Consider the following 22130-nt stretch of genomic DNA (forward strand, 5'->3'; position numbering starts at 1 on the left):
CTTTCTCCGGGCAACAAAAAAGCCGCCTTGCGGCGGCTGATGGGTTCGGGTTAAGCGCGGAGCGCGTCGCTGCACAGGGCTTCCGGGTATGACGAGTCGCGCATTGGCATGACGATCAAAGACGCGCACCTGATGCTCGGATCGGTGATGCCGCCAATACCGAACATGGCCGCCACGTCGCCGCCAGTCACCGGAATCAGTGAAGTGGCCTTGCCGCCGAATGCCTTGCAAATTACACCGGCCGCCTTCACTACGCCTTCGAGGACGGCAGGCGCGAATCCGGACAGCTTGAGTTCGTTCGGCTTGGACACCGCAGCACGCCAGTCCGGGTAGGTTCCATCAACGGCAGCAAACTCAATGGCCTGGCCTCCGCGCTCCGCCTTGAACCGGCTGGCATCGCCCACGGCGCTGAAATAGACATCGCCCTTCATCTTGGCGACCAGCTCGCACGCATTGCGCGGCACGATGATCTTGCCAATGTCCCACGGCAGGCTGGTACGCACCACAAGCATGCGGTGGCCGTCTGTAGCAACGATGATCGCACCATCGGCGTGCGACTCAATCAGCACGCCATTCAAGTAGAAGCGAACGTCATTCTTGGGGGCCACATGCAGAGCGGCGGCGATCAGGGCGGAAGGAATTTTGTTCATAGCTTTCTCCGGGCAACAAAAAAGCCGCCTTGCGGCGGCTTCGGGGGATTGGGGTAGGGCGCTGTTAGAGGAACAGCTTGGTCAGCGTGACGATGCCAGCCACAAAGGCCGTGGCGACCACCAGCGGATACCACCGGGTCTCCATCATCAGCTTGTCGCTCTCGCGGTTGATCTTGCGAATCTCAGCGGTGAGCTTGCGCACTTGCAAGTCCTCCAGTGGTCCATTGGTGCTCATGGTAGCTCCAAAAAAGACCCGCCGTCACACGTCGGCGGGGTGTGGAAAACCGGGTTGACGAAAGGGGATCAGATGACAACGGGGGATGGACAAGGCGCAACTTGGGTGCGGTTCTTGTGTGCCTGGCGCTCCCGCTCGTTGAGTCGGGCGCGGTGCTCGCGGATGCCGCGGCGGATGCAACCGGCCACGTAGTAGTCGCGGGCGGTCATATCAAACGGGATCATCGTCATGGGTTGCTCTCCAGTGAATCGGACCACCAAAACGCCCCATCACAACGGTAGGGGCGCTTTGGCGGTCAGACTCATGCTCGTAAGGCATGGAATCTGACCGTCGCCAGCTTCCGGGAGCGCCTCCAGCTCGCCTAGGAATCCCGTACAGATGGCCCCGCTCTTTCTGGCGGTGACCCGGTATCCGTGGCGGCCTTCATCGGCCCTTACACTTCCCGGCGCGGCTAGTGTTCCCAGCTCCCCGCGTTCTGCCGTGGGCGGCGCTCCTGCCTGCCCCTTTCCTGCTGTCCCGACCGCACCCTGCGGCCGTTGTTCGATGGTGGGCATTATGCCCTTTTGCTCCCGGTTTGTCAATCACTCCCGGTAGGGGGATGGTTGAGCCGGACGTTACCTGCGGTGCGCTTAGGGGCCTTTGGGGCTAGTCCTCAGTGCTGGCGGGATAAGCTCTAGGTGCTGTCGATCCATCGGTCGCACGTCTGTCGCCGCCTTTTCCGCTGCCGCCGTGTTGCTGGCGACGGGTATAGATTAGATCAATCCCCGCATGGCTGTCAATACCCCGATGGCAACGATTTTGGATGGTCGCAGGGAGCGCCTAGCGCGCGCGTGGGGAGCTTCTATAGGCGGGGCGGTAGGGGTGCCCGTGGCGGGCCTTGCGTGGGCCGTGGTGGCGCATTGGCTGGCCGTGGTGGGCGGCAGGTGGGCATAGGCCGGGCAGGGTGTGCCGAGGTGGTCGGCAGGTGTGCCGAGGTGGTGCCGAGGTGGGCGCGTGGCGGTCAGGGCAAAAAGACAGATAGGGACAGACAGGGGCGCGAACGTTTGAGCGCGGATGTCCGCAGGTTGCCCAGGTATCGCATGGGATTGCCTAGGCACTGGATACCTAATCCGGTGGTTCACCTTTGGAATCAGTAGGTTAGCCGAGGTGGTGACGCCGCAGGTGACGCGAAGGGGGCGCATCGTGCCTTACGCTACAGGGGGCGACCCCCTACGGGGGGTGATCGCGCCGTTCCAAGTAGTTGGATACTCCTTCGGAAATTTGCCGCAAACCTTTCGACCACCTCTGTCACTTCGAGGAGACGTTATGTACGCCCGCCGATACACGATAAGAACCGCTACCGCGATCACCGTCCTGGCCTTAGTGCTCGCAGGACTCCCTGCCGCGTACTTTCAGACCGGCGTAAGGAGCGCTGAGGAGTTGCGTTCCTGGAACGAGCAGATCATCGAGAACGACGCCTCGCCGCAGGTGTTGGTTGATGAGGCGGTGCGGACGTTTGACGCCGCGACGAATGACCTCATCAGCAACCGCAATTCCCGCAACCTGTTTCTCCAGCTCGCTTTGGGCATCCCGGCGCTCGCTTGGATTGGTGCGGGCGTGGTGCTATGGGTCATCAAGGATGGGACGGAGGTCTAGTCCGCCGCAGTGGCACCCAAGGAGGACAGAGGAACACCCCAGGAGTGCATAGGAGAACTGTAGCTCTACTTGATGGTGAATACCAATGAATAGAACTCTATAGTCCTGCTAGAGTAATACTTAGGTCTTACTATGATAGCACCCTTGTCAAGCCCTCCCAGTGCTCCGTGGTCGAATAAACTTAGCGGTTGGCATAGACATTACAACGAGCATCTATGGCATCGCTCAATACCCTCCTCATTCGCTTGGCGGCGCTGGTCACTGTCCTCTCGCTGGTCTGTGCTGGAGTGCCCGCCGCATATCAGCACGCGAAGCTTCGAGCAGCACGGGAGCTGGTCGAACGTACCCGCGAGGTCATAAACGATGACACGACCTCGTACAGCGTGGTGGCCGATGCGGTGCCAATTCTGGATTCTGCACTGACTGAGGCCGCGCAGCACGAGCACATGAGAGGCCTACTCGTGGAATTCACGATTGGCGTCCCGCTGATCGTTTGGTTTGTCGTCTTGGCTGTAATGTGGTGGTTCAAGGATGAAGAATTGGCGTGATAGCTGAACTGTTCACTTTCAGGTAGAGTCGTTTCCTGTCTTTTAACTGGCCGTCGTGTACGGTACGAACCGTTTGGGGAACGTAGGCGTGGGAGAACGCGCGATGGCTACGGATGCATACAGCCAGGGTCGGCTCGGCTCGTTGTTGGTCATGGAAGATGATCCTGACCTCTCAGGGATGTTGAAGGAAATCCTGGCGATGCAGGGTTACGAGGTCGATGTGGTCGCCTCCGCTGCCGATGCATTCGACCGCATAGAGGCGAAAGCATTTCACGCGGCGATCTTAGACATCCAGACGCAGGACGGAGCATCAATGTCCGTCGCCGATTACCTGCTGTCGCACCGAATTCCCTACATGTTCGCGTCCGGGGTGCCGAACCCGCAGCTCCCTGACGCTCACCAGTGGGCGACCTTTCTCCCGAAGCCGTACCGCATCAAAGAACTCATGAGCGCCCTTGATAGGACTCGCCAAATCGGCATTCCTGTTTAGGCGCGTCCATGCGCCAGTAGTTCAGGTCCGGCGTTTTAGGAAACGCTTTGTAACCGTGTCGTAGGTCTGCACCGGAGGACCGCTGTAGAGGTCCGTCGAGCAGGCCATGAGGACTGCTTCGGTCGCGTTGTGGCCTGCCTTCATGGCGGCCAGGGCAATCGCACCACCACTACCGGCGACGAGGAAGTCGCGCCGGAGGTCGAGAGGGAGACCGTCGTGGTAGAAGGCCACCGGGTTGTCCCGCAGGCCGACCACGAGGATCGTGTACTCGCCCTTGGTCAGTTCGTCGAATCCCTCCGACAGCTCGCGCACGGCTCGCTGGATGTGGGAAGTGGTGCCCGCGCCGAACACCACCAGGTCGCGCCCGGTGGTGTCGGTGGTGCGGTAGAACTTCTCCTCCTCGTACCGCAGATCACCAGCGGTGACCTGCGAGTCGATAGCAACGAGCCGGCCGTCAAAGGCCAGCGTGGTCACTGCTTGATGTGCTCCCGCCAGTAGCTCGGGGTGAACGCAGCCCACTCGATGTCGTTCACGTCATCCCACAGGCGCTCCGCGGCATTCCGCAGGTGCTCCCACAGGCCGCCGAGGACGACGTAGGGCAGCGCCAGGAACACGACGACGAACAGCCAGCCGGTGTAGGTGCGACGGGAGGTCTCGCGCAGGCGCTCCAGGAGCCACTGCGAGGCGAGGGCAATGCGTAGCGCTACGTACCCCTTAGCGCGCTCGTAGGCGCGCACCAGGCGCTCGCTGGCGCGGTTGTAGATGGTCTTGAAGTTCATGGGTTCCGGTTAGGTGTTGCGGATGGTTGCCAGGGCCTTCGCGTAGAGCGCGTCCCAGGTGTCACGGTGCGGCTTGCCCGGCCGCCAGTTGCGGACGTAGTAGTCCCATGCGGCCTGGGGGTTACCCAGGGCGGGCAGCGGACGCGGATCGGTGAACAGCAGCAGGCGAGCGAACGCACAGGCGAGCACGTCGTCGGAGGCGAGCGCCTCGTTGACCGCAGCGGTCGAGGGACGCTCCAGACGCGCGGAGACGAGCTGTGAGGCGCGTGCGGAGGTCGCCGGGTGACGGAGTACACCTGCGGTGCCGCCGCCCGCCTCGAACTGCCAGAAGCCGCGTGCGGGGCCTTTGATCTGCCTGCGGTGCTCGAAGCGAGATTCCTGGAGACCAATGGCGAGCAGCATGACCTTCGCTTCGGGAGTGAAGGCCACGCCGGGGAGCAGCCGGGCCGCCGCGGGGATCAGGTTGTCCCTGACCTCCACGAGGCTCGGCAGCTTTGCGTCGGTCATACCGGCGCGTAGGGGTTCGACTGGCCGCCCTGGGTGTGGCAGCAGGGAGCGTGGTTGCAGTCGCACGGCGTTACCGGCGCGGGTGCGCTCGGGCCGTCGTTGTCGTCGTCGTTCTTGCGGCGCAGGAACAGGTACAGCAGGCCAGCGGCGGCGAGCGCCATCAGCCACGCAGCGAGCGTGTTGGACATTGGGTCTCCTACAGGATGTCGAGGTAGTTGTCGGGTGACGGCATGCGGCCGGTCACGGACTGGATGAAGGAGGCGTACTCGCGGTCGAGCAGCTCCTCCAGGTAGCGCTGCTCCTCCTTGGACACGTCTCGGGAGAGCTGGTCGGCCCAATACTTCACGGCCATCGCCAGCGCTTCGAGGCGGTCGTCGTGGCGCAGTGCGCCGCGGTCGCGCGTGATGCGCGTCAGCTGGTAGCACAGCTGGTACTTCTGTTCGGACTTCTGATCGGCGCGGATGATCGAGGCATCGACCACCAGGCGGTGCTGGTTCAGCACCGGCTCCAGCACGTCGATGATTCGGTTCTCCTTCGAGGTGCCGTAGTGCTTCACCTCCTCGATGGAGCACGGGTACACGCGCGCCAGGACGCCGGAGAGCATCTTGGCGAACATGCCGTCACCGAAGTTCGCCTCAATGAGGACTGCGGAGACCTTCTCGGCGCGCGCGATGTGCGCCAGGGTCTCCAGCGTGTCGTCGTCGTAGCCGCCCTTGGTCGCACCAGCGCGGCGCGCGTAGAGCATGCCGCGAAGCATGCCGACGACCGCGTAGCCGGTTTCGTCGCCACCTCGGCCCGAGGGGTCGATGGCGAGTACCTTGCCGGTGAACTCCTCCATTTCCGAGGCGAGGTACATGGGCCGGTACAGGCGGTCGCCAGTGAAGCCCACGGACGGGATGTCGCTGACGATGTACTCCGGGCCGCTGCTGTAGACCACGCGGATCGGAGCGACCTCGCGGTCCACGTCCATCACGATCAGGTCGGACAGCTTGAGCGGGTACTTCTCGGCGTCGGACAGCGACGCATCGAGCATGAACTGGAGCATGAAGCCGGAGCGTCCGTAGGACGCCTCGCGCTCCATCAAGTCCTCATCGGAGAAGCGGACGCTCTCGCAGTTCTTCCAGGCGAGCTTGGGGTTCGCGTCGAACGCATCGGCGATCATCGGCGCGAGGCGGTCGCCGTACACCTGACGGTGCTTGGTGTCCTTCGGGTAGCGCGCAGGCCAGATGCGGATGACGTAGCCGCGCTCGGGCAGCTTGTTGTAGAGCGACTCCTCGGTCTGCGGAGTGCCGAGGTAGATGATCTCGCCGCCAGGCTTGAGCACCGCGTCGAACTCCTTGACCAGCTCGGCGAGCTTCTCGCGCTGCACGACGGTCATGGAGTTCTTTGGGACTTCGATGTCGTCCGCGATGATGGTGTCGGCGCGGGAGCCGGTGAGCTGGCCGTTGATGCCGACCGACTTCACCGAGGGCGACTGATCGGGCTGCGCGGGACCGACATCGAACGCCAGGTTCGAGTTGCGCTGGTCGGGACGCGGGCGCAGGTGTTGCAGCTCAGGCAGGGTTTCGATCAGGCGCTTGACGAACACCGAGAACGCATCGGCGCGTTCCTTCGATGCCGAGACCACCATGATCTTGTGCTGGGGGTCTTTCCAGAGGAGCCAGCAGACGTAGGCGGCCGTCACCCAGGACTTGCCGACGCCGCGGTACGCCATGATGACGCGACGGCGCGGGCCGGTTTTCAGGAACTCGCAGATGTCGTACTGGATCGGAGTGGGGCTTGGTAGCCCCAGCTCCTTCCAGACGTACCAGGCGAAGTTGCGGAAGTCCTCGAAAGGGTGACGAACGTGGAGGCTCGTCATGCCCTCCATCAGTTCAGCCGCCCATCCTCAGCGGGATCGAACGGGAACTCGGACACCTTGTCGGCCAGCTTGCCCAGCGGTGAGCCGGGCGGCGTGGCCGCAACGTCGATGCCGTTGTCCTTGAGAAACTGCCGGGCCACGTTGAGGATCGAGGCCAGGCCCTTCGCGTCCGACTCCATCGAGTCGATGGTGTCGGCGAGCTTGTCAGCGACTGCGGCGTGCAGTCGCTCCAAGGCATCCTTGGGGGCGGTCACTTGTTGACGACGCGGTTCAGTACGGTCTCCAGCGCGGACGTGCCGAGCGACGCCAGGATGCACGCGAGCGCGACCTGGGCGACGAAGGAGACGCCGGGGATGAAAATGACGATGGCACCAGCGGCAAGGCCGGTAGCGCCAGAGAGGATTGCGCGGCCGAGCGCCTGCTTCCAGGTGATCGGATCGTTCGACGTGAGCATCTTTGCGATGCCCACGATGAGGCCGACGCCCGCGAGAGCGCCGACCAGCTTCACTTCATCGTGCATTAGGTCTCTTGTAGGTGGTGGATGCGTTAGAGCGGACGACCGAAGCTGTACTCGTAGTTGCCGGTCAGGGTGATCTGCGTGACGCCATCGGTGACGACGACTGTGAACTGCCCCATGCGGGAGGTGTTCCGCCCAGAGGCGGTCACAGTGCCACCGAGGCCGCTGCCGGAGATCGACGCGCCGCCTGTGACGGAGCGGGAGACCACGGAGTAGTTGCCGGTGCCGCCCGAGCAATAAACGCTGAACGACTCGCTGACCGTGCCGTTGGTGGACTGAGGCCAGTTACCCATCAGGTAGCTCGGCGACAGCGATGCTTGGAACGGCGTCGCCTTGACCGCGTTGTAGAACTGCGAGGCGTAGATCGGGCCGCTCGTGGGGACGCCGTAGTTGGCCGGAACGTCGGGCACCAATCCACGTCCTCGGTAATACTGGTCCGCGTAGATCGGGTAGCCGCCGCCAAACTCGGCGCGGATCATTTCCCAGGAGATAGGGCCGGAGCCGGGGAGGGCCATCAGGCACCTCCCCCAAGGTCCGCGACGCGCTTACGCAGCGCCTGCACCTCAGCGATAAGGAAGGGAATAGCCTTCTCCCACTGGATCGTCTTGATGCCGTTTGCGTGCGTGGCGACCATCAACGAGTAGACCTCCTCGGCCTCCTGCGCGATGCCGCCGACCTCGTGATCCGCGCTCGGGTGGAACGTGGGATTCAGCTCGGCGATTGCCTTGGCATCCCAATCGAACTCGCGTACACGGAAGCGGTCGAAGAAGTCGGCCACCTTGGAGGCCGAGGCGTCCACGATGTTCTTCTTTAGACGCGCATCGGACGCATAGGCGACGATGTTGCCCGTGGCGACCCAATTGTTGCTGCCGTCGCGGTAGGCGCACCACGAGAAGGCGTTGCTGGCGAGGAAGCCGTGGTTGTTGTCGTTGCAATGGAGCCAGTGCGTGGTCCCGTTGTCGGAGTCGTAACAGGTGATGGTTGGCGAGTAGCTCTCCAAACGGAGGTCGCCACCGCTACCGCCTGGGCCAGCGATAAGGAATCCCTTGCCGCCGTAGGTGCGAACCCAGGTGCTGTCCTGCATCCAGATGCCGCCGCCGTGCGCTTCCGAGTACCAGCCGGTGCCGGACTGCTGGGAGCGGAACCAGCCAGCGTTGAGGTAAATCTGATCGCCGACCGTCAGGCGGCCCGCAATGTTCGCAGCACCGTTCCAGTACAGGTTGTACCAGCTGTTCGTGTTCACGCGGGTGATCGAGCAAACGTCATCGCCAGCGCCGTTCGTTCCGTGGATGTACGCGGTTCCCGCTGCACCCATGCCGGTCAACCGCAGCGGCGCGCCATAGGCCAGAGTGACCTGCCCGGTGAAGGTTGCGCCACCCAGGCTCGCCTTGCCGTCCAGTGCGGACTGGAGGCCGCTGACGTTTGCGATGGTGTGCGTGTGACCGGCGTCGGCCTTTCCTGCCGGGTTGAAGTTCGCCGAGGTCCAGACGGTGCCGCCAGCGTTGAGGGACGCGACGCCACCCGTGCCATCGCCGAATCGGAACTCCAGCGAGTTCGCAGCTGGCGGCACGTACACATAGCGATCCAGCGACCCCAGGTACATGACGCCGGACGTGGCCTCGCCGCCAAATCCCTGCACACGAATCTGCCCGGAGGCGAACGTCTTGACGCCACCGATGGACTGATCGTCGGTCACGTTGACGACGTTGGCGATCTCGGCGGCGGTATGCGTGTGGCCGATTGCCGACTTCCCGTCGAGCGCCGCTTGCAGCCCGGTTACGTTTGCGATGGTGTGCGAGTGGGACGCCGCCGCTTTGCCGTCGAGCGCGGACTGGAGGCCGGTCACGTTGGCGATGGTGTGCGTGTGCGTCGCCGCCGCCTTGCCGTCGAGCGCCGTCTGCGTCGCGGTGCTGATCGGCTTGTCGAGGTCGGCGGTATTGTCCACCTTGTCGAGGCCGACCTGCGCCTTGGTGTGCGTGTGGGTGCTCGGCGGGTAGGTCGTCGGCTTCCCGGTGACGTGGGTGTTGAAGTCCACGTCGTCGCGGGTCGCCAGCGCGCCCAGGCCGCCGATGTCGCCAGCCACGAGGGTCACGTCGCCCTGCTTACCGGCGACGCTGGTGACCTGATCGGTGTTGTCGATCTTCTCCCAGGTAGCGCCGTAGAGCGCCTGGTCGCCGACTCGCCAGTGGATGTCGCCCACAGTGCCTTCGCCGACCACCTTGTAGAAGTGACCCTTCACCGGGTTGGCCGGGAACGCACCAGTGCCGGCATCCCACGATCCCATGTAGACCAGCGAGCCAGTGACGGCAGCCTGCGCCTGGGCGGCCCAATGCTTCGCCGAGAACTCGCCCGGCGAGACCTCGGTGCCCTGCGGCGCGTTCGCGTACAGGCCAGCCTTGTCGCGGGCAGCCTCGGCAGCGGCCTTGGCCGACGATGCGGTCTGCGCCGAGATCGAGGCGGCAGACGCCGAGCCGGACGCAGCGGAGGCATGACCGGCTGCGGTGGTCGCCGAGCCAGCAGCCTCGCCAGCCTTGGTCGCCGCGGCGGACGCCTGGGCTTCCGCCCGGTTGGCCTGGGTGGTCGCCTGAGTGACCGAGGTCGCTGCGGCGGTCGCGCTGTCGGCGGCTGCGGCAGCCGATGCTGCGGCAGCGGTGGCGTCAGCTTCCGCGCGGTCGGCCGCGTCGGTCGCATAGCCCAGGATGGTCTGCGCCTGATCCCGTGACGTGGCGGCAGCAGTCGCCGCTGCTTGCGCGTCGGAACGCGCCTGACCCGCTGCGGTGGCCGACGTGCCCGCCTGGCTTGCGGAGCCAGCCGAAGCCAGCGCCGAGGTGGCCGAGGCCGTCGCCGAAGCGGCGGCGTCCACTGCGGAGCTTGCCGCCTCGGTCGCGCTGTCGGAAGCCTCGGCCGCCTTGGCAGCAGCGAAGGTCGCCGCGTCGGCGGTGGCCTGCACGTCGTCGTCGATGCTCGCGGCGGATTCCGCAGCGCGCACGGCGGATGCTTCGGCAGCGTCGGCGAAGCCAGAGGCGTCATCTGCGGACGCCTGCGCGGCGTTCGCCATGCCGGTTGCCACGGACACCAGGTCGCGCACCTGCACGACCGAGCCGGTCAGCTCGTCGGTCAGCCCGGCCACGTCCTTCTGGAGCTGCGGGAACGAGAGGAGGGTGTGGTTGTTGCCCAGGCCGTCCGTCACGACGACGGTGCCTTCCTCCTGAGTCAGCAGCGCGATCATCTGATTCTCGCGCCGGTTCCAGCGGTCTACCAGCGTCGAGAGGCGCGAGGCCAGCTCGGCGTTGGAGACGTAGCCGGGGGTAGTGCTCATGCGGTGCTTGGGTTCTCTCTGAGGGTTATCGGATGCCGAAGGCGAAGCCGCCAATCGACGTGATGAGGTAGTTCGGGTAGGCCGGGGCGTCGTAGCCGTGGACCTGCGGAGGCGGGCTGGATGCGCGGCACCGCACGCGGAATGCGCGGGCACCGCCTGTCCATGCGCCGGACGCCGAGAGCGTCACCGACTGCTCGTAGGTGTAGAAGTTGGACGCGGTGAAGGTGTTGCCGTCGCCGCCCATCTGCTGAATCAACGCGCGGTACATCGGCGGCTCGTGCGAGGCGATGACGACCCACACAGAGTCGCGCAGCTCCTCCAAGATGACGTGCAGCCCGTAGACGCGCGTGTTCGCGGTGACGGTCACCGACACGGAGGGCGTATGACCCTCGCCAGCCAGCACCGGAGCGCCGAGCCAGAACTCGTGGATCGCCACCCAATCGCCGAGCGGGATGAAGTTGTTGCCCGCCTGGTAGCAGAGGCTCGTTGCCCCGGTCCACCACACGCCGGTCGCCGACTGGAACTGCCCAACGATGTTGGGAGCATTGACGCGGCCTCGGAAGAACGCGCCGCCGTTGCGGTCCACGTAGAACACCGCGTTGTTGGCGTTCTTCGCGCCGGAGCCGACCCACAGGGGCCAGTCGCCGAGGTTGGAGATTTCCACGCGGAACTCGGCAGCGTTGACGATGTTGCCGTTGCCGTCGAGGGTGTGGGTCTTGAACGTGCCGCCGTTGATCGTGCCTGCGTTTGCCGTGAGCGCGGCCAGGGAGTTCACCCTGATCTTGTCCGCAGTGATCGTCCCGTCCACCACCAGCGCACCCTGGATGCCCACGGTGGACTGGCCGCCGACAGTGCCGATCACGAACGGATACTTGATGCTCGCCAAGGTGCCGCCCGAGGTGTACTGCGGGTGGACGAAGGCGAAGCGATCCGCGGTGACGATGAAGTCGCTGCCGGTCTGCGGGTTGGCGGAGAGGGCGATACCGGCGACCACGGGGACGCCGTTGATGGTGCCCGCGTTGATCTTGACCGAGTAGTTGGCCTGCCACTGACCGTACATGCCGGAGTGCTGCCCGGCGACCACGTTGAACTCCTGCCGGATGGTGGCGAAGTCGCCGTCCTTGAACGCCTGGACCTGCGTGGCCGCGATGGCCTGTGCCTGCTCGGCGGTGATCTTGGTGGTGTTGAGCTGCTGCACCAGCGCGCCGGTCGGAGAGGTGACATCCAGGTCGGCCTTGCGCCAGCCGGTGCCATCCCAAATCTGCGTCAGGTACGCGCCGGTCTGCACGGTCTTGACCCAAAAGGTCGGAACCTTGAAGCCGCCAGCGGGCGGGGAGGGCTGCGCGTCCGAGAAGATCGTCGGCGCGGTGCTGGTCTCCAGCGTGGATACCTGGGAAGCCAGGGCTTCGCGCGCGGACGCTTCGGTGTCGATGCGCTGCTCGAAGGCGGCCGAAACCGCCGACACCTGGCCGTCGATCTCATTGGCAATCCCCTGCGGCACGTTCGCGCCGTAGCTGGCCGCCATCTGCTGTCGGAATGCCGTGTTGGCACCCTCGGCGTCCGTCAGGGCTTCGGTGGTCTCGGCCAGGCCAGCGATGTTCTCGCCGTGGCGGACTACTGCCGTCTCAACGTCGGACACGCGGGCCTTGGTTGCGTCAACCTCGGCCATGACCGCGGTGCGGACCTGCGCCGCGCTGTCCTCGATCTCTGCGCCGAGGCGCTGCTCGGTGGCCGCACGCGCCGCTTCGGTGGTGCTCTCCACCTCGTCGATGCGCTGGTTGAGCGCTGCGGAGATCGTCTTGCCGTTCTCGACCACCTGGCCTTGCAGCTCGGTGATCGCCTCGACGCGCGCGGAGCGCTCGTCAGCGATGGCGCGATTGACCTCCAGGAATCGTGCCTGGCTACTTTGCTCGCCGTAGTCCACCCGCGCGAACAGGTCGATGATCTGCTGCGCGATGACCTTGTTGCCTTCGGTCAGCAGTCCGATCTCGTGGGTGGCCGTGCTGATCTTGTCGCCATAGTCGCGCTGCACGTCGAAGAACTCGTGCGAGCGCATGATTTCCTCCAGGATCGCCTCGGCGTTCACGTCGATAAGGTCGATGCGGGTCAGCAGGTCTTGGAGTGCTGGCGAGCGGAGGAGCTGCTCGATGATTGCGTTGAGGTCCGGGTCGCCACCGGGGTTACCGGGGCCGCCACCGGGGAGGCCGCTGCCACCACCGAACTCGGCGAGTTCCTGGTGTGCGTACAGCAGTTGGCGGAACGACTTGGACAAGTCGCGCGCCGGGAGGTTTGCGCCTTCCTTGTAGTTGACCAGGAGGGCGTCAATCGGCGTGAATCGCCGGATGGTCACAGTGTAGGGTGCGTCGAGCACGCCATCCTGCGACGGAATCTCGATGGTGCTGGCGTCCACCCACGACACGGAGACAGCGCGGGCCGCGTCCGGTTCACCGACGAACGCCCGGATGTGTTCGCGGGCGATGTACGGGAACGGCACGGTGAACCGCGTAGGGCCTCCCTCGTAGGTGTAGAGCACGAAGGAAAGGCCGCGCGATAGTTCGATCATGCGTCCTCAAAAAGGTGGAGGCCCCGAAGGGCCTCCTGGTTACGGTCGATCAGTCCCGTCCTTGCGGTCAGGGAACTGCTGTAGGGCTTGATCCGCGATGTTGCGGACGCCCGTCATGTTGTTGAACCACCAAATCTTCCAGAAGTCGCGCATCTGCTTCTCGGTGATCTCCTCATCGTCGCGGATGGCCGAACCGATCATCCGCGTGCTGCCGTAGACCTTGTTGAACAGGTCGATGGACGGGATGCCCATCACGCCGTTCTCCAGGCCGGTCGAGCGGTTGTTGGCGAACACCGGGTCGTTACCCAAGGCGTCCGCCCACACGGCGTCGGTGACCGCGGGGATCACGTTCGACCAGCTCGATTGCGCGACAGCGTTCTTGTAGAAGTTCTCCTGCGTCAGCTGCTTCTTCCGCTGTTCGGGGTTGCCCGCAGTGTTGATGTACGTGCGAGCCGCCCAGCCCATGCCTGCTGCCGAAGTGGACAGCACGACCATCGCGTAGGTGCGCCAGTCGTCGTAGTGGTGGACGGAGTTCAGGAAGTGGCGGGTGTAGCTGTTGACCATGAAGCTGCGGAACTGCGTGACGATGCGGCCGGTGGTGGAGTGCATCAGCTCGATGCTGTCCGAGGCGTCACCTTCGAGAACCTGGTGTCGCGTCACGCGGAACAGGAAGGCCGCCATGCGCTCGCGCGTCTGGAACGGCAGCTTGTCCGGGTCGATCTGCTCGATCTGCCGCTTGCCTTTGAGGTAGCCGAACACGTCGGCCTGGGCCTTCTCGTCGAGGCCCCAGGTGCGCAGGCGGGCCACTTCGGCGTCCGACAGCTTCTTGGCGTTCGCCATGTCCAGCAGCCGCAGCAGCGTGGCGCGACCGGCGATGCGTTGGAGCATCGTGTTGATCGGGGCCATGCCGGATGCGACCGAGGTGACGTGCGTCGCCATGTTCATCGCGTTGTCGATCTTCTCGCCGTGCTTGACGTTGAACGTCTGCGGCACTAGCGCATCCTCGTCCAGGCGCAGGAACGGCGGGTTGCGCAGCCAGTCGGTGCCGGGTGCGAACAGCCGCTCCATGACGCGCGCCTCCTGCGAGGACAGCTTGCCGTCAGCGCCGCGCACCAGGAAGTCGCGGGCGGCACCCACGGAGTTCCAGAAGTTGCGGAGACCGGCATGCGCGATGGTCGGGCCAAGCTCGGCGAACAGCGAGAAGCCGACCTGGTTCATCACGCGGGCGAAGTTCCAGTTGCGCAGGAACCGCGCGTAGCGTGCGCCTCGGCTGGCGGGATCGAGTTCGGTGCTGCGGCCGAAGGTGGACTTGAGGCCGATGTCGATCAGGCGCTCGATGTCCTTCACGTCGTCGCCGGACTTGCGGGCGTCGCTCTTGAGCTTCGACACGAAGCGGTCGAGCTGTGCGCGGTTCTTGATGCCAGCCTTCGACGACAGCGCCGACCAGCCGGTGATCTCGCGCATGTAGCGGGTCATCACCGAGTCCACGTCGTTGTCGAACAGGTCGGCCATCGAGACCTGCACGTCCTCGCCAGCCTCGTTGCGGATGGTGGTGGAGTAGGTCTCGTCGAGGTCGATGCGCTTCTTCGCGCGGTCGAGCTTGCCCGACTCGTAGGTCTTGCGCTCCAGCTTGGACAGTAGCTCTTGCGACCGCACGGGCGAGACGCCCGCCTCGGTCAGCATGTTGCCGATCTCCTCGACCGAATCGCTGTCCAGCGGGCGGACCAGCAGGTCCATCCCGTCGCCCTCGAAGTTCGCTTGGGCGCGCTTGAGGTAGGAGCGTGCAACCGCCCCGAGCAGCTCGTCGTCGATCTCGTCGCCTTCGTCGGTGGTGGCCTCCCAGGCGCGACGCATGGCGGGCTTGATGAGCTGCTCGATCACGTCGTCCTGGTGAAGCTGCATCTCGCCGAACAGGCGCTTGAAGCCCTTGCCACTCCAGTAGCGCGGCAGGTAGCTGCCGTTCTGCGCCACGTTGGCGAAGCCGTCGAGGTTGCTGTCCTGCGCCAGCTTGAGCGCATCGCGCATCGCCTTGGCGACGCTGCCGGCCGCCTTGGCGGCTTCCGGTGATACGTCAGGCGCACCGCGCACGGCACGGCCGACCTCCTCGTTGAACTTTGCGCGCTCGGAGAAGTTCCACCAATGGGTGCCTGTCCGTTGCTTGTAGGCGTCCCATGCGGCGTTCACTCCGCTCCGCCATTCCGTCTCCATGACGGCCAGGTGGCGCTTGGCGAACTCGCTGGTGGACTCCTGGACCGCGACGGAGCGATCGGTGTAGCCGACGCCATCGCGGAACAGCAGGCGGCCCGCCTCGCGCACCAGCGGCGACTTGGCGCTACCCATGCGGGCAGCAAGGTCGCGGCGGACGGTGGCGAAGTGGGGCGTGATGTGCGCGTTGACCAGCGCCTTGTCGGTGAACTCCTGCTCGAATGCGCTCTCGTTGCGCAGCGGGAGGACGCCTGGCGTGAGGTCGTTGGCGGCGGTGCCTGCCACGCGGGCGGCGGACAGCGAGTCGTCACCGGCCAGCCGCTTCACCACGTCAGGCTTCACCTCGCCGTCGAACAGGGCACCCCGGCGAGCGCCGAGGGCACCACCGAACGCGAACGACAGGGCGGCGCTCTGCACGCCATCCGCGAGCGTCTGCTCGGGGTCGTAGGTGGAGGTTGCGGCCGACATCAGCGCGGAGGTGCCCGCAGCCTGTAGACCGGAACGCACCGCGTTGGCGAGGCGTCCGGCCTTGGCTGCGTACCCCAGGCCGCCCGTGGCGAGATCGAGGCCGGTTGCCACCGGGTCGGTGAAGCCGAGGGCGATCTGTCCGCCCAGGCCGAACTGCGCCAGGTCGTCGTCCGCCATCTGATTCATAAAGGCCACGGATTCCAGATAGGAGAGGTGCTCGTCGGACGTGGCCCGGCCGAACAGCTCCCACTGCTCCGGGCGCAGGCCCATCGACTCCCAGCGCTTGCGCGCGTCTGCGGGAATGCGATAGCCCTGCTGCGGCTCGTAGCCCAGCTCGGTGATGAAGCGGTCGATGAAGCCGATGCCGCCCTTTGCCTGGGCAGCGCCCCATCCGTCCCATACGGTCGTCTGATCCTTCCGGCGCTCCGCGGCCTCTCGCTGCTCCTTGCGCTCGCGCACGGCTTGCACGATGGGCTGCTGGGTTGCCGGCTTGACGATGTTCTCGTCTGCGCCGGGTAGGGATTCAAACATGCGGTCTTACTTCCTCGTCAGGTACTCCAGGAAGTCCTCGGGGACTGCCGGGGTGGTGGTGGTTTGCTTGGTGCCCGCGTTGGGAACCAGCGGCTTGGTGAGGTCGAACTTGGGCAGCTCGAAGGCGGGAGCCTCGGCGGCGCTGGCGTCGCGCTTGGCGATGGCCGCAGGGACTTCCGTGGTCGCCGACTGCGAGCGCAGGTCGCGGATGTTCCGGGACTGGTCCGCCCAGGTGGTGCGCTGCTCGACCCGACGACGCGCCTGGGATTCCGCAAGGTCTCCCTTCCAGCGCTGGTGCTGTGCCGCGATGGCACGCGGGTCGAAACCGATGGCGCGGCCGGTGTCCGGGTCAGGGATCAGCCAGTTGTCGGGGCCGACGATCTGCCACTGCCCCGGATTGCGGGGATTGGGCAGGGCCGACAGCTCATCCGGGTCGCGGCCGAGCTTGCGCGCGACCGTCTGGATCAGCTCGTCTACCGCTGGCTCGGCACCCTGCGGCATGCCGATGTTTGGCACGCGGCGGCCGTTGACGGTCGTGCGCTGGGCGTCGATCTGACCGACCGCTGCACGGATGGCAGCTTCGCCGGACACTCCGCCACGCGAGGCGATGCGCTCGGCTTCCTGGCGGATGCGGTGCAGCTCACGCGGGTCACGCGGCTTGCCGTCGATCTCCAGGTAGTCCTTGATGCCGGACTTCCAGGTGTCGTTGATGACCGAGCGGGCCTCCTCGACTTCCCGCTTCGGTTGCGTCAGGACGCGAGCGGCCTCCTGGTGAGACTGACCGCTGCGCCGGGTGTCGTAGAGGTACTGGTCCAGCATTGCGGCAGCCTCGCCGCCAGCGACCGTATCGGCGTACTTGGGCGAGACCTTGCGGAGCTGTTCGTACAGCGTCGCGGCGTTCTGGAAGTTCTCCTGGAACGCCGGGTCAGCGCGCTTGAGGATGCGTTCGAGCTGGGGGATGACGATGCCCTGCCGTGCCCACTTCTGGAGCACCTGGCCGCGTGCGGCCTGCGGGGTTTCCTCCCACTCCTTACCGGCCTGCTTCTTGAGGTCGGCGTCGCTGATCTCGTAGGGATTGCCCCCGGCTACCAGCTTGCGGATGCGCTCCTCTCGGGCGCGCTCCTTCGCTTCCTGCTCCCAGCGGCGAAGCGTCTGCTCCTGCTGGTTGTTCCAGTATCGCTTGAAGGACTGGAGGTCGCCACCGCTCAGGCCGAATTTACTGGCCCAGGTGTCGATGGTCTTGTGGGTGAGCTGGCCGCGATCCGCGAGGCCCTGGAGCGTCCACTCTGCCTCGGCCATCGCCTGCTTGCGTGCCTCGTCCTCGCGGTGTGCGATCACGCGGGCACCAGCGGCAGCCGCCGCGCGCAGCTCGTCGCCGTGCTCGGTGTTCATCAAGCCGGGCTGGCCGTCGCCGCGGTCCTGCTCCAGGAACGCCAGGATCGACTGAGGATCGCGGTTGCCTGCGGCCAGCTCCTCCTTGGCGGCCTCGACGTAGAGTTCGTCCACGTCGCGCTTGTTGAGATAGGCGTACTCCTCCTGGTCCAGCATCGCGTACAGGCCGTTCATGCCCTCGGAAGTGAGGAACGTGCCGCCCTTGATGCCGTCGCGGATGATCGCGGTCAGCGACTCCTTCTGCCGGACCAGCATTTCCCGCATCGAGTCGGCCTGCCACTGCTGGCGGACCTGCTGCGCGGCGCGCATGGCGACCGGCATCAGGGCCTTGCGGACCTGCGGGTCTTGGAACTCGGGGTTCTGCGTCAGCGCAGCCATCCGCTCCTTGATGAGCGGCTCGATGTCGGTGCCGGGTTCGGCCTTGGCGATCTCTTTGGCCGCTTCGATCTGCCAGTCGCGGACGCGGATGATGCCGTCTGCCTTGAGGTAGCCGCGACGCCATGACTCCGACTGCTGGGCAACGAAGTCCTCGGCCTGCCGGGGCGTACCCTCGGCGTCCTCCTGCATACGTTGGGTCGCCGCGGCGCTGTACTGCTCGCGGCTGTTTGAGATCATCTGCGAGTTGACGGAATCCGAGACGCGCGTCAGCACCGCAGCGGCGGTGCGAGAGAGGACACCGGCACCAGCGGAGGACGCTTGGTCAGCCTGCACCGCCAGAACGGGGCGCTCGGCGAGACGCTGCGGCACCTGCGCGCGGCGGATGATCTCTTGGGGTTTCGTGCGAGCCACGGGTTACTCGTCTCCGGGAATGGAATAGCGCTTGTAGGTTTGGATGTTGCTGTAGGCATTCGCGCCTGACTGCATCACGCCGCCCAGCGCCTCGGCATTGCCGGTGCGGATACGAGCGCGTGCTTCGGAGCCGCTTTCGACGACTCCGTTCCTGCGGTTCTTCTCGATGAGGGCCACGTCACGGCCAGCCTGGGCCATGATGTCGTTCGCCAGCAGCTCGACCGAGTTGCCGGACACTGCCGCTTCTGCTGCGGAGGCGCGCATCGCGGATCGCAGTGCGCGGGCCTCCTCCATGCGCTGTTGGGTGCGCTCGGCGGCCTGGTCGTTGATCTGCTCCTGCTGACGCTCCGCGGCTTCCTCGATGGCCTTGTTGTTCTGATCCTGGCCGTACATGGTCGCCATCGCGCTGACTGCGGCGATACCGACCTGGACTGCTACGGGGTTGCACATGGGGTCTTGGTTACTCGGACGAAGGGTGTCTTGGCGAAGCCGTAGGCGGACTCGACGCCGCTCTCGCGGAAGCCAAGCCAGCCGAGCCATCGCCGCGTGGTGACGGCGTGGACATCGACGAAGTTGAAGATGGTGCCGAAGGTGGCCGACCACTCGTCGCTGATCCGCCGAGCTTCTCGGAGGAACGTGCGGCAGAACGTGGGAGCCACCAGGGCGTCGGTGCCCAGCAGCCAAACCGAGGCGATACCCTCGGCGTGCTGGCTGAAGCCGAAGATGCACACGGGGGAACCGTCGTGCATCGCGGCGAAACTGCGGTCGCTCGCGGTCACTGCAAATGCGAGCGCCTGGAGCGGGGTGTGACCATGCGAAGCCGCCACCTCCAGGATGTCCTCCTGCCGCATGTTCTCGGCGACGTGGAGGATGTCGCTGGCGGTGGGGCTTCGATAGGTCAGGGTCATACTCGGCTGCGGGAGACGAACATGCCGCGCCACTGTGCTGACTGGAACCAGCACTGGAACGGCAGGCGGTTGACGAGGTGCATGCGGACGCTGTTGGCGTCGCCCAGCACGGGGAACCGGCGAGAGCCGGAGTGGAACGTCGGGGCGCTGGTGCGGAACACCGAGTCGTTGAGGACGCGCGCGGTGTACGCACCGGAGTGCGACGCCACGTAGGTCTCGACGCGGCCATTGCCGTGCTGCTCGACCTCCAGCTCGAAGTACGCGCCATCCTTGTAGGCGACCTCGATGTCACGCACCTGCGTGCGGCCCACCAGCACGGCCTGGTTCTGCCCACCGCGAACGATGGGCTTGGTCAGGGTGAGGCGGTGCTCGTAGTCCATGCCGACGACCACGCGGCCCTCGGTGTGGTTACCGGGGAGCGCAAGGCGGGTGCGGGCGTTGTCCCAGCGCGCCTTGGTGATGTCCAGGTACGCGCCGGGGTCTTGCCAGTCGTCCGTCTTGAGGACGGTGACCGTCATGCCATCGGGCACGATGTAGGGCAGGTCGATCCAGGTCTCGTTGCCGAACTGCTGATAGGTGGGCTGCACCACCAGCATGCGGTCGAGCAGGAAGTTGTAGTCGCCCGTGGCATCCGTGTCGTGCTGGTTGAGCACCATGCGGAACTTGAGCAGCTCGCAGCCGCCGCCTGGGGCTTCCGCGACGGCGTACAGCACGTCGTTGATGGCGTGCATGTGGACGATGCGACCGACGCCGGAGATTGACCAGCGCGTCCATGCGGACTGCTGCTTCTCGTCGCCGATCCAGCGGACGAAGTAGACGTAGAGCTGCGCGTCGGTCGGCTCGTCAGGAGCGAAGAACACGCAGTCGGCACCACTTGCGCTCGCCATCGCTCGCATGCGGCCCGGCATCAGCTTGGGCACATGCGCCGTCACGTCGGCGGCGTCGCCGGTCACCGACAGGTCGTCGATGAAGTATTCGCGCACGCTGGCGTATGCGCCGCTGTCCTCGGTGAAGTACAGCGACTCGCCCATCAGCTTCGGCCGGATGTACGGCGAGCTGCTGTAGCTGTTGACCGGATCGCTCTTGACGTTCTTGGCGGCCAGGTACGGCTCGGCGGTCAGGAGGAACTGGCCGCCCGCAGCGGCAAGGAACAGGGCCGACTGGAACGGGACTGCGTGGTAGAGCGTGGTGACGCCGTTAGACCCGCTGACGCTCACGTCGATGGGGTCGGCGTCGAGCACCTGGGTCACCGAAGTGCGCCAGAGGTTGAACGGATCGGAGACCTCGGACATCAGCACGTTCTCCCCGGCCAGGAAGCCTAGGCGGTCCCGGTGCTTGAACACCTCGCGGATGCGCTGGCCGTCGATGGACGGGAACGGGTTGCTTTGCTCGTCACCCGCGAGGCGCGCGGTCCACTCCGGTCCACCGAAGGAGAACCAAAAGCCGTCCGCATGCACTGGATCGGGGATGCGCTTGAGGATGTGCGGCATCGTCTTGGCATCGAAGCGGTGCTTGATGCCCGGCCGGGCGACCTCCAGGTAGACCGAGGAGGACTGCTTCTGGACGTAGTAGTCGTCGAATTGCGATTCGGACGAGCCGATGATGTTGTAGATCGCGCCGGTCGGCACAACGGCCGAGCCTTTGTCGCCGGGCTTCGGCAGGTCGGACATCGTTTGCGCCGATCCGTACAGCGAACCGGGCGACAGCTCATCGCTCTGCTTCACGTCTACCAGCCGGTTGACGATGAAGGTGGTGTCGGAGAACGTCGCCAGCGCGAAGCACGACCACGCACGCTGTCCCTGGGTGTCCAGGTAGTTGAGCGCGTCGCCCGTGGCGTTGACGGTGTATTCCTTGCCGGTCTCGTGGTCGAACACGCGGATGCTGCGGTGACCCACGGCGACGATGTAGCGCTCGTTCTCATCGCGGACGATGGAGTGGAAGGCACAGTCGTGATCGAGGGTGACGCCAAGGCCAGCAACGAACTCGGCGGGCGGGCGCTTGCCAGCGCCCATTGCGGCATGCAGCCAGGCGTTGATCGCCTTGGTGAGCTGGTTCGGCGAGCGGACGGTATCGTCCTGCTGCGACTCGCCTCCCAGGAACGAGGGATAGTCCCCCGTGATTAGCGGCATCAGCGGTCCCAAATATCAGACACGTCCGTCGAGCCACTGAGGAAGTTGTGGCCGCGGGCGTAGGTGAAGTCGGCGTGCTCCTGCGCGAAGATGAGGTATGCCTCCTCCTCGTGCTTCTCGGTGAACACGTAGAGCTGGTCGCTACCCAGCACGCTCGTCTGGAACAGACGCGCAGCGCGCACGGCGATGTAGCGGCGGGCCGACTCGGGCAGCTCCTCGTAGGCGAGGAACCAGGTCACGAAGTCGGCGGTGGGGGCCGACGAGAACGTGTCGGCGAGGGTGAGCGGGTTGATGAGGCGCGTGCCTCGGATCACCAGCGGCTCGCTTCCGCGTGCGGGGACGAGCTTGAGGATCGACTGCGGCGGCAGCACCTTGCCTTCCGCGTTGAGCGTGAAGGTGAACGACTCGCTGGTGTTGAACCACCAGCCAGCGGTTTGGACCTCGCGGCTCACCGCGCGGAGGGTGTCGCGCGCCTGCGAGGCGTACAGGTTGCCGAGCGCTTCGAGGTCGCTGATCGGCGCTTCGCCGATAGCACCGAGCAGCACATTGACGGCTTCGAGTTCCGTGGTCGGAGTGAGTTCGAGGTTCATGGATTCGGGGCAAA

Annotated in this window: 22 protein-coding genes; 3 read left to right on the top strand and 19 right to left on the bottom strand. The window is 65.4% G+C overall.

The genetic code is table 11. The features are described from left to right. Positions 1-50 precede the first annotated feature (50 nt). From N5D91_RS00590 to N5D91_RS00600, 3 genes are all read right to left on the bottom strand, one after another. Positions 51-650, bottom strand: a complete 600-nt coding sequence (locus N5D91_RS00590; protein ID WP_005412385.1) for a hypothetical protein — start codon at positions 648-650, stop codon at positions 51-53. Positions 651-714: 64 nt separating this feature from the next. Continuing rightward, positions 715-885, bottom strand: coding sequence for a hypothetical protein (locus N5D91_RS00595; protein WP_004154558.1), 171 nt, complete (start codon positions 883-885; stop codon positions 715-717). Positions 886-953: 68 nt separating this feature from the next. Next, positions 954-1115, bottom strand: a complete 162-nt coding sequence (locus tag N5D91_RS00600; RefSeq protein WP_154267699.1) for a hypothetical protein — start codon at positions 1113-1115, stop codon at positions 954-956. Between the two features lie 1075 nt (positions 1116-2190). Here N5D91_RS00600 and N5D91_RS00605 point away from each other — a divergent pair. From N5D91_RS00605 to N5D91_RS00615, 3 genes are all read left to right on the top strand, one after another. Next, the gene (locus tag N5D91_RS00605) at positions 2191-2520 is read left to right on the top strand and encodes a hypothetical protein (protein WP_032961796.1); all 330 of its coding nucleotides are present in this window, start codon (positions 2191-2193) and stop codon (positions 2518-2520) included. 215 nt (positions 2521-2735) lie between these two features. After that, complete coding sequence (locus N5D91_RS00610) at positions 2736-3068, top strand: hypothetical protein (protein ID WP_043033726.1); 333 nt, start codon at positions 2736-2738, stop codon at positions 3066-3068. A 103-nt stretch (positions 3069-3171) separates the two neighbouring features. Next, the gene (locus N5D91_RS00615; protein WP_005409127.1) at positions 3172-3558 is read left to right on the top strand and encodes a response regulator; all 387 of its coding nucleotides are present in this window, start codon (positions 3172-3174) and stop codon (positions 3556-3558) included. Positions 3559-3579: 21 nt separating this feature from the next. Here the strand turns inward: N5D91_RS00615 and N5D91_RS00620 are convergent, their stop codons facing one another. The 16 genes from N5D91_RS00620 to N5D91_RS00695 are packed head-to-tail and all read right to left on the bottom strand — an operon-like array spanning position 3580 to position 22116. Then, positions 3580-4032: a hypothetical protein gene (locus N5D91_RS00620; RefSeq protein WP_005412387.1), complete on the bottom strand. Its 453-nt coding sequence runs from the start codon at positions 4030-4032 to the stop codon at positions 3580-3582. Further along, positions 4029-4337: a hypothetical protein gene (locus tag N5D91_RS00625; protein ID WP_005412388.1), complete on the bottom strand. Its 309-nt coding sequence runs from the start codon at positions 4335-4337 to the stop codon at positions 4029-4031. Before N5D91_RS00625 ends, N5D91_RS00620 begins: the two co-directional genes overlap by 4 nt. Positions 4338-4346: 9 nt before the next feature. Next, positions 4347-4844: a hypothetical protein gene (locus N5D91_RS00630; RefSeq protein ID WP_065426719.1), complete on the bottom strand. Its 498-nt coding sequence runs from the start codon at positions 4842-4844 to the stop codon at positions 4347-4349. Continuing rightward, entirely contained in the window at positions 4841-5032 is a 192-nt protein-coding gene (locus tag N5D91_RS00635) for an LPXTG cell wall anchor domain-containing protein (protein ID WP_005412390.1), read from the bottom strand. The genes N5D91_RS00630 and N5D91_RS00635 overlap by 4 nt, the downstream gene beginning before the upstream one ends. An 8-nt stretch (positions 5033-5040) precedes the next feature. Next, complete coding sequence (gene terL / locus N5D91_RS00640) at positions 5041-6705, bottom strand: phage terminase large subunit (RefSeq protein ID WP_032961836.1); 1665 nt, start codon at positions 6703-6705, stop codon at positions 5041-5043. An 8-nt stretch (positions 6706-6713) separates the two neighbouring features. After that, positions 6714-6938, bottom strand: coding sequence for a hypothetical protein (locus N5D91_RS00645; RefSeq protein ID WP_005412392.1), 225 nt, complete (start codon positions 6936-6938; stop codon positions 6714-6716). Positions 6939-6955: 17 nt separating this feature from the next. Next, positions 6956-7225 carry a hypothetical protein gene (locus N5D91_RS00650; protein ID WP_005412393.1) on the bottom strand — a complete coding sequence of 90 codons (270 nt, stop codon included), beginning with the start codon at positions 7223-7225 and terminating at the stop codon, positions 6956-6958. 26 nt (positions 7226-7251) lie between these two features. Next, positions 7252-7737: a hypothetical protein gene (locus N5D91_RS00655; protein WP_126411773.1), complete on the bottom strand. Its 486-nt coding sequence runs from the start codon at positions 7735-7737 to the stop codon at positions 7252-7254. After that, positions 7737-10541 carry a tail fiber domain-containing protein gene (locus N5D91_RS00660; protein WP_049427184.1) on the bottom strand — a complete coding sequence of 935 codons (2805 nt, stop codon included), beginning with the start codon at positions 10539-10541 and terminating at the stop codon, positions 7737-7739. Before N5D91_RS00660 ends, N5D91_RS00655 begins: the two co-directional genes overlap by 1 nt. Positions 10542-10566: 25 nt before the next feature. Next, positions 10567-13104, bottom strand: coding sequence for a phage tail fiber protein (locus N5D91_RS00665; protein ID WP_005412396.1), 2538 nt, complete (start codon positions 13102-13104; stop codon positions 10567-10569). Between the two features lie 39 nt (positions 13105-13143). Next, on the bottom strand, positions 13144-16308 hold the full coding sequence (locus N5D91_RS00670) for a hypothetical protein (RefSeq protein WP_005412397.1): 3165 nt from the start codon (positions 16306-16308) through the stop codon (positions 13144-13146). 6 nt (positions 16309-16314) lie between these two features. Beyond that, a complete protein-coding gene (locus N5D91_RS00675; protein ID WP_032961810.1) occupies positions 16315-18489 on the bottom strand; it encodes a hypothetical protein in 2175 nt (724 codons plus the stop codon). Between the two features lie 3 nt (positions 18490-18492). Next, the gene (locus N5D91_RS00680; protein WP_032961812.1) at positions 18493-18891 is read right to left on the bottom strand and encodes a hypothetical protein; all 399 of its coding nucleotides are present in this window, start codon (positions 18889-18891) and stop codon (positions 18493-18495) included. A gap of 32 nt (positions 18892-18923) precedes the next feature. Beyond that, positions 18924-19397, bottom strand: coding sequence for a hypothetical protein (locus N5D91_RS00685; RefSeq protein WP_005412400.1), 474 nt, complete (start codon positions 19395-19397; stop codon positions 18924-18926). Continuing rightward, entirely contained in the window at positions 19394-21526 is a 2133-nt protein-coding gene (locus tag N5D91_RS00690; RefSeq protein WP_005412401.1) for a hypothetical protein, read from the bottom strand. The genes N5D91_RS00685 and N5D91_RS00690 overlap by 4 nt, the downstream gene beginning before the upstream one ends. Further along, the gene (locus tag N5D91_RS00695) at positions 21526-22116 is read right to left on the bottom strand and encodes a hypothetical protein (protein ID WP_005412402.1); all 591 of its coding nucleotides are present in this window, start codon (positions 22114-22116) and stop codon (positions 21526-21528) included. Before N5D91_RS00695 ends, N5D91_RS00690 begins: the two co-directional genes overlap by 1 nt. Positions 22117-22130 lie beyond the last annotated feature (14 nt).

Source organism: Stenotrophomonas sp. GD03794, assembly GCF_029842145.1.
Taxonomy (GTDB): domain Bacteria; phylum Pseudomonadota; class Gammaproteobacteria; order Xanthomonadales; family Xanthomonadaceae; genus Stenotrophomonas; species Stenotrophomonas riyadhensis.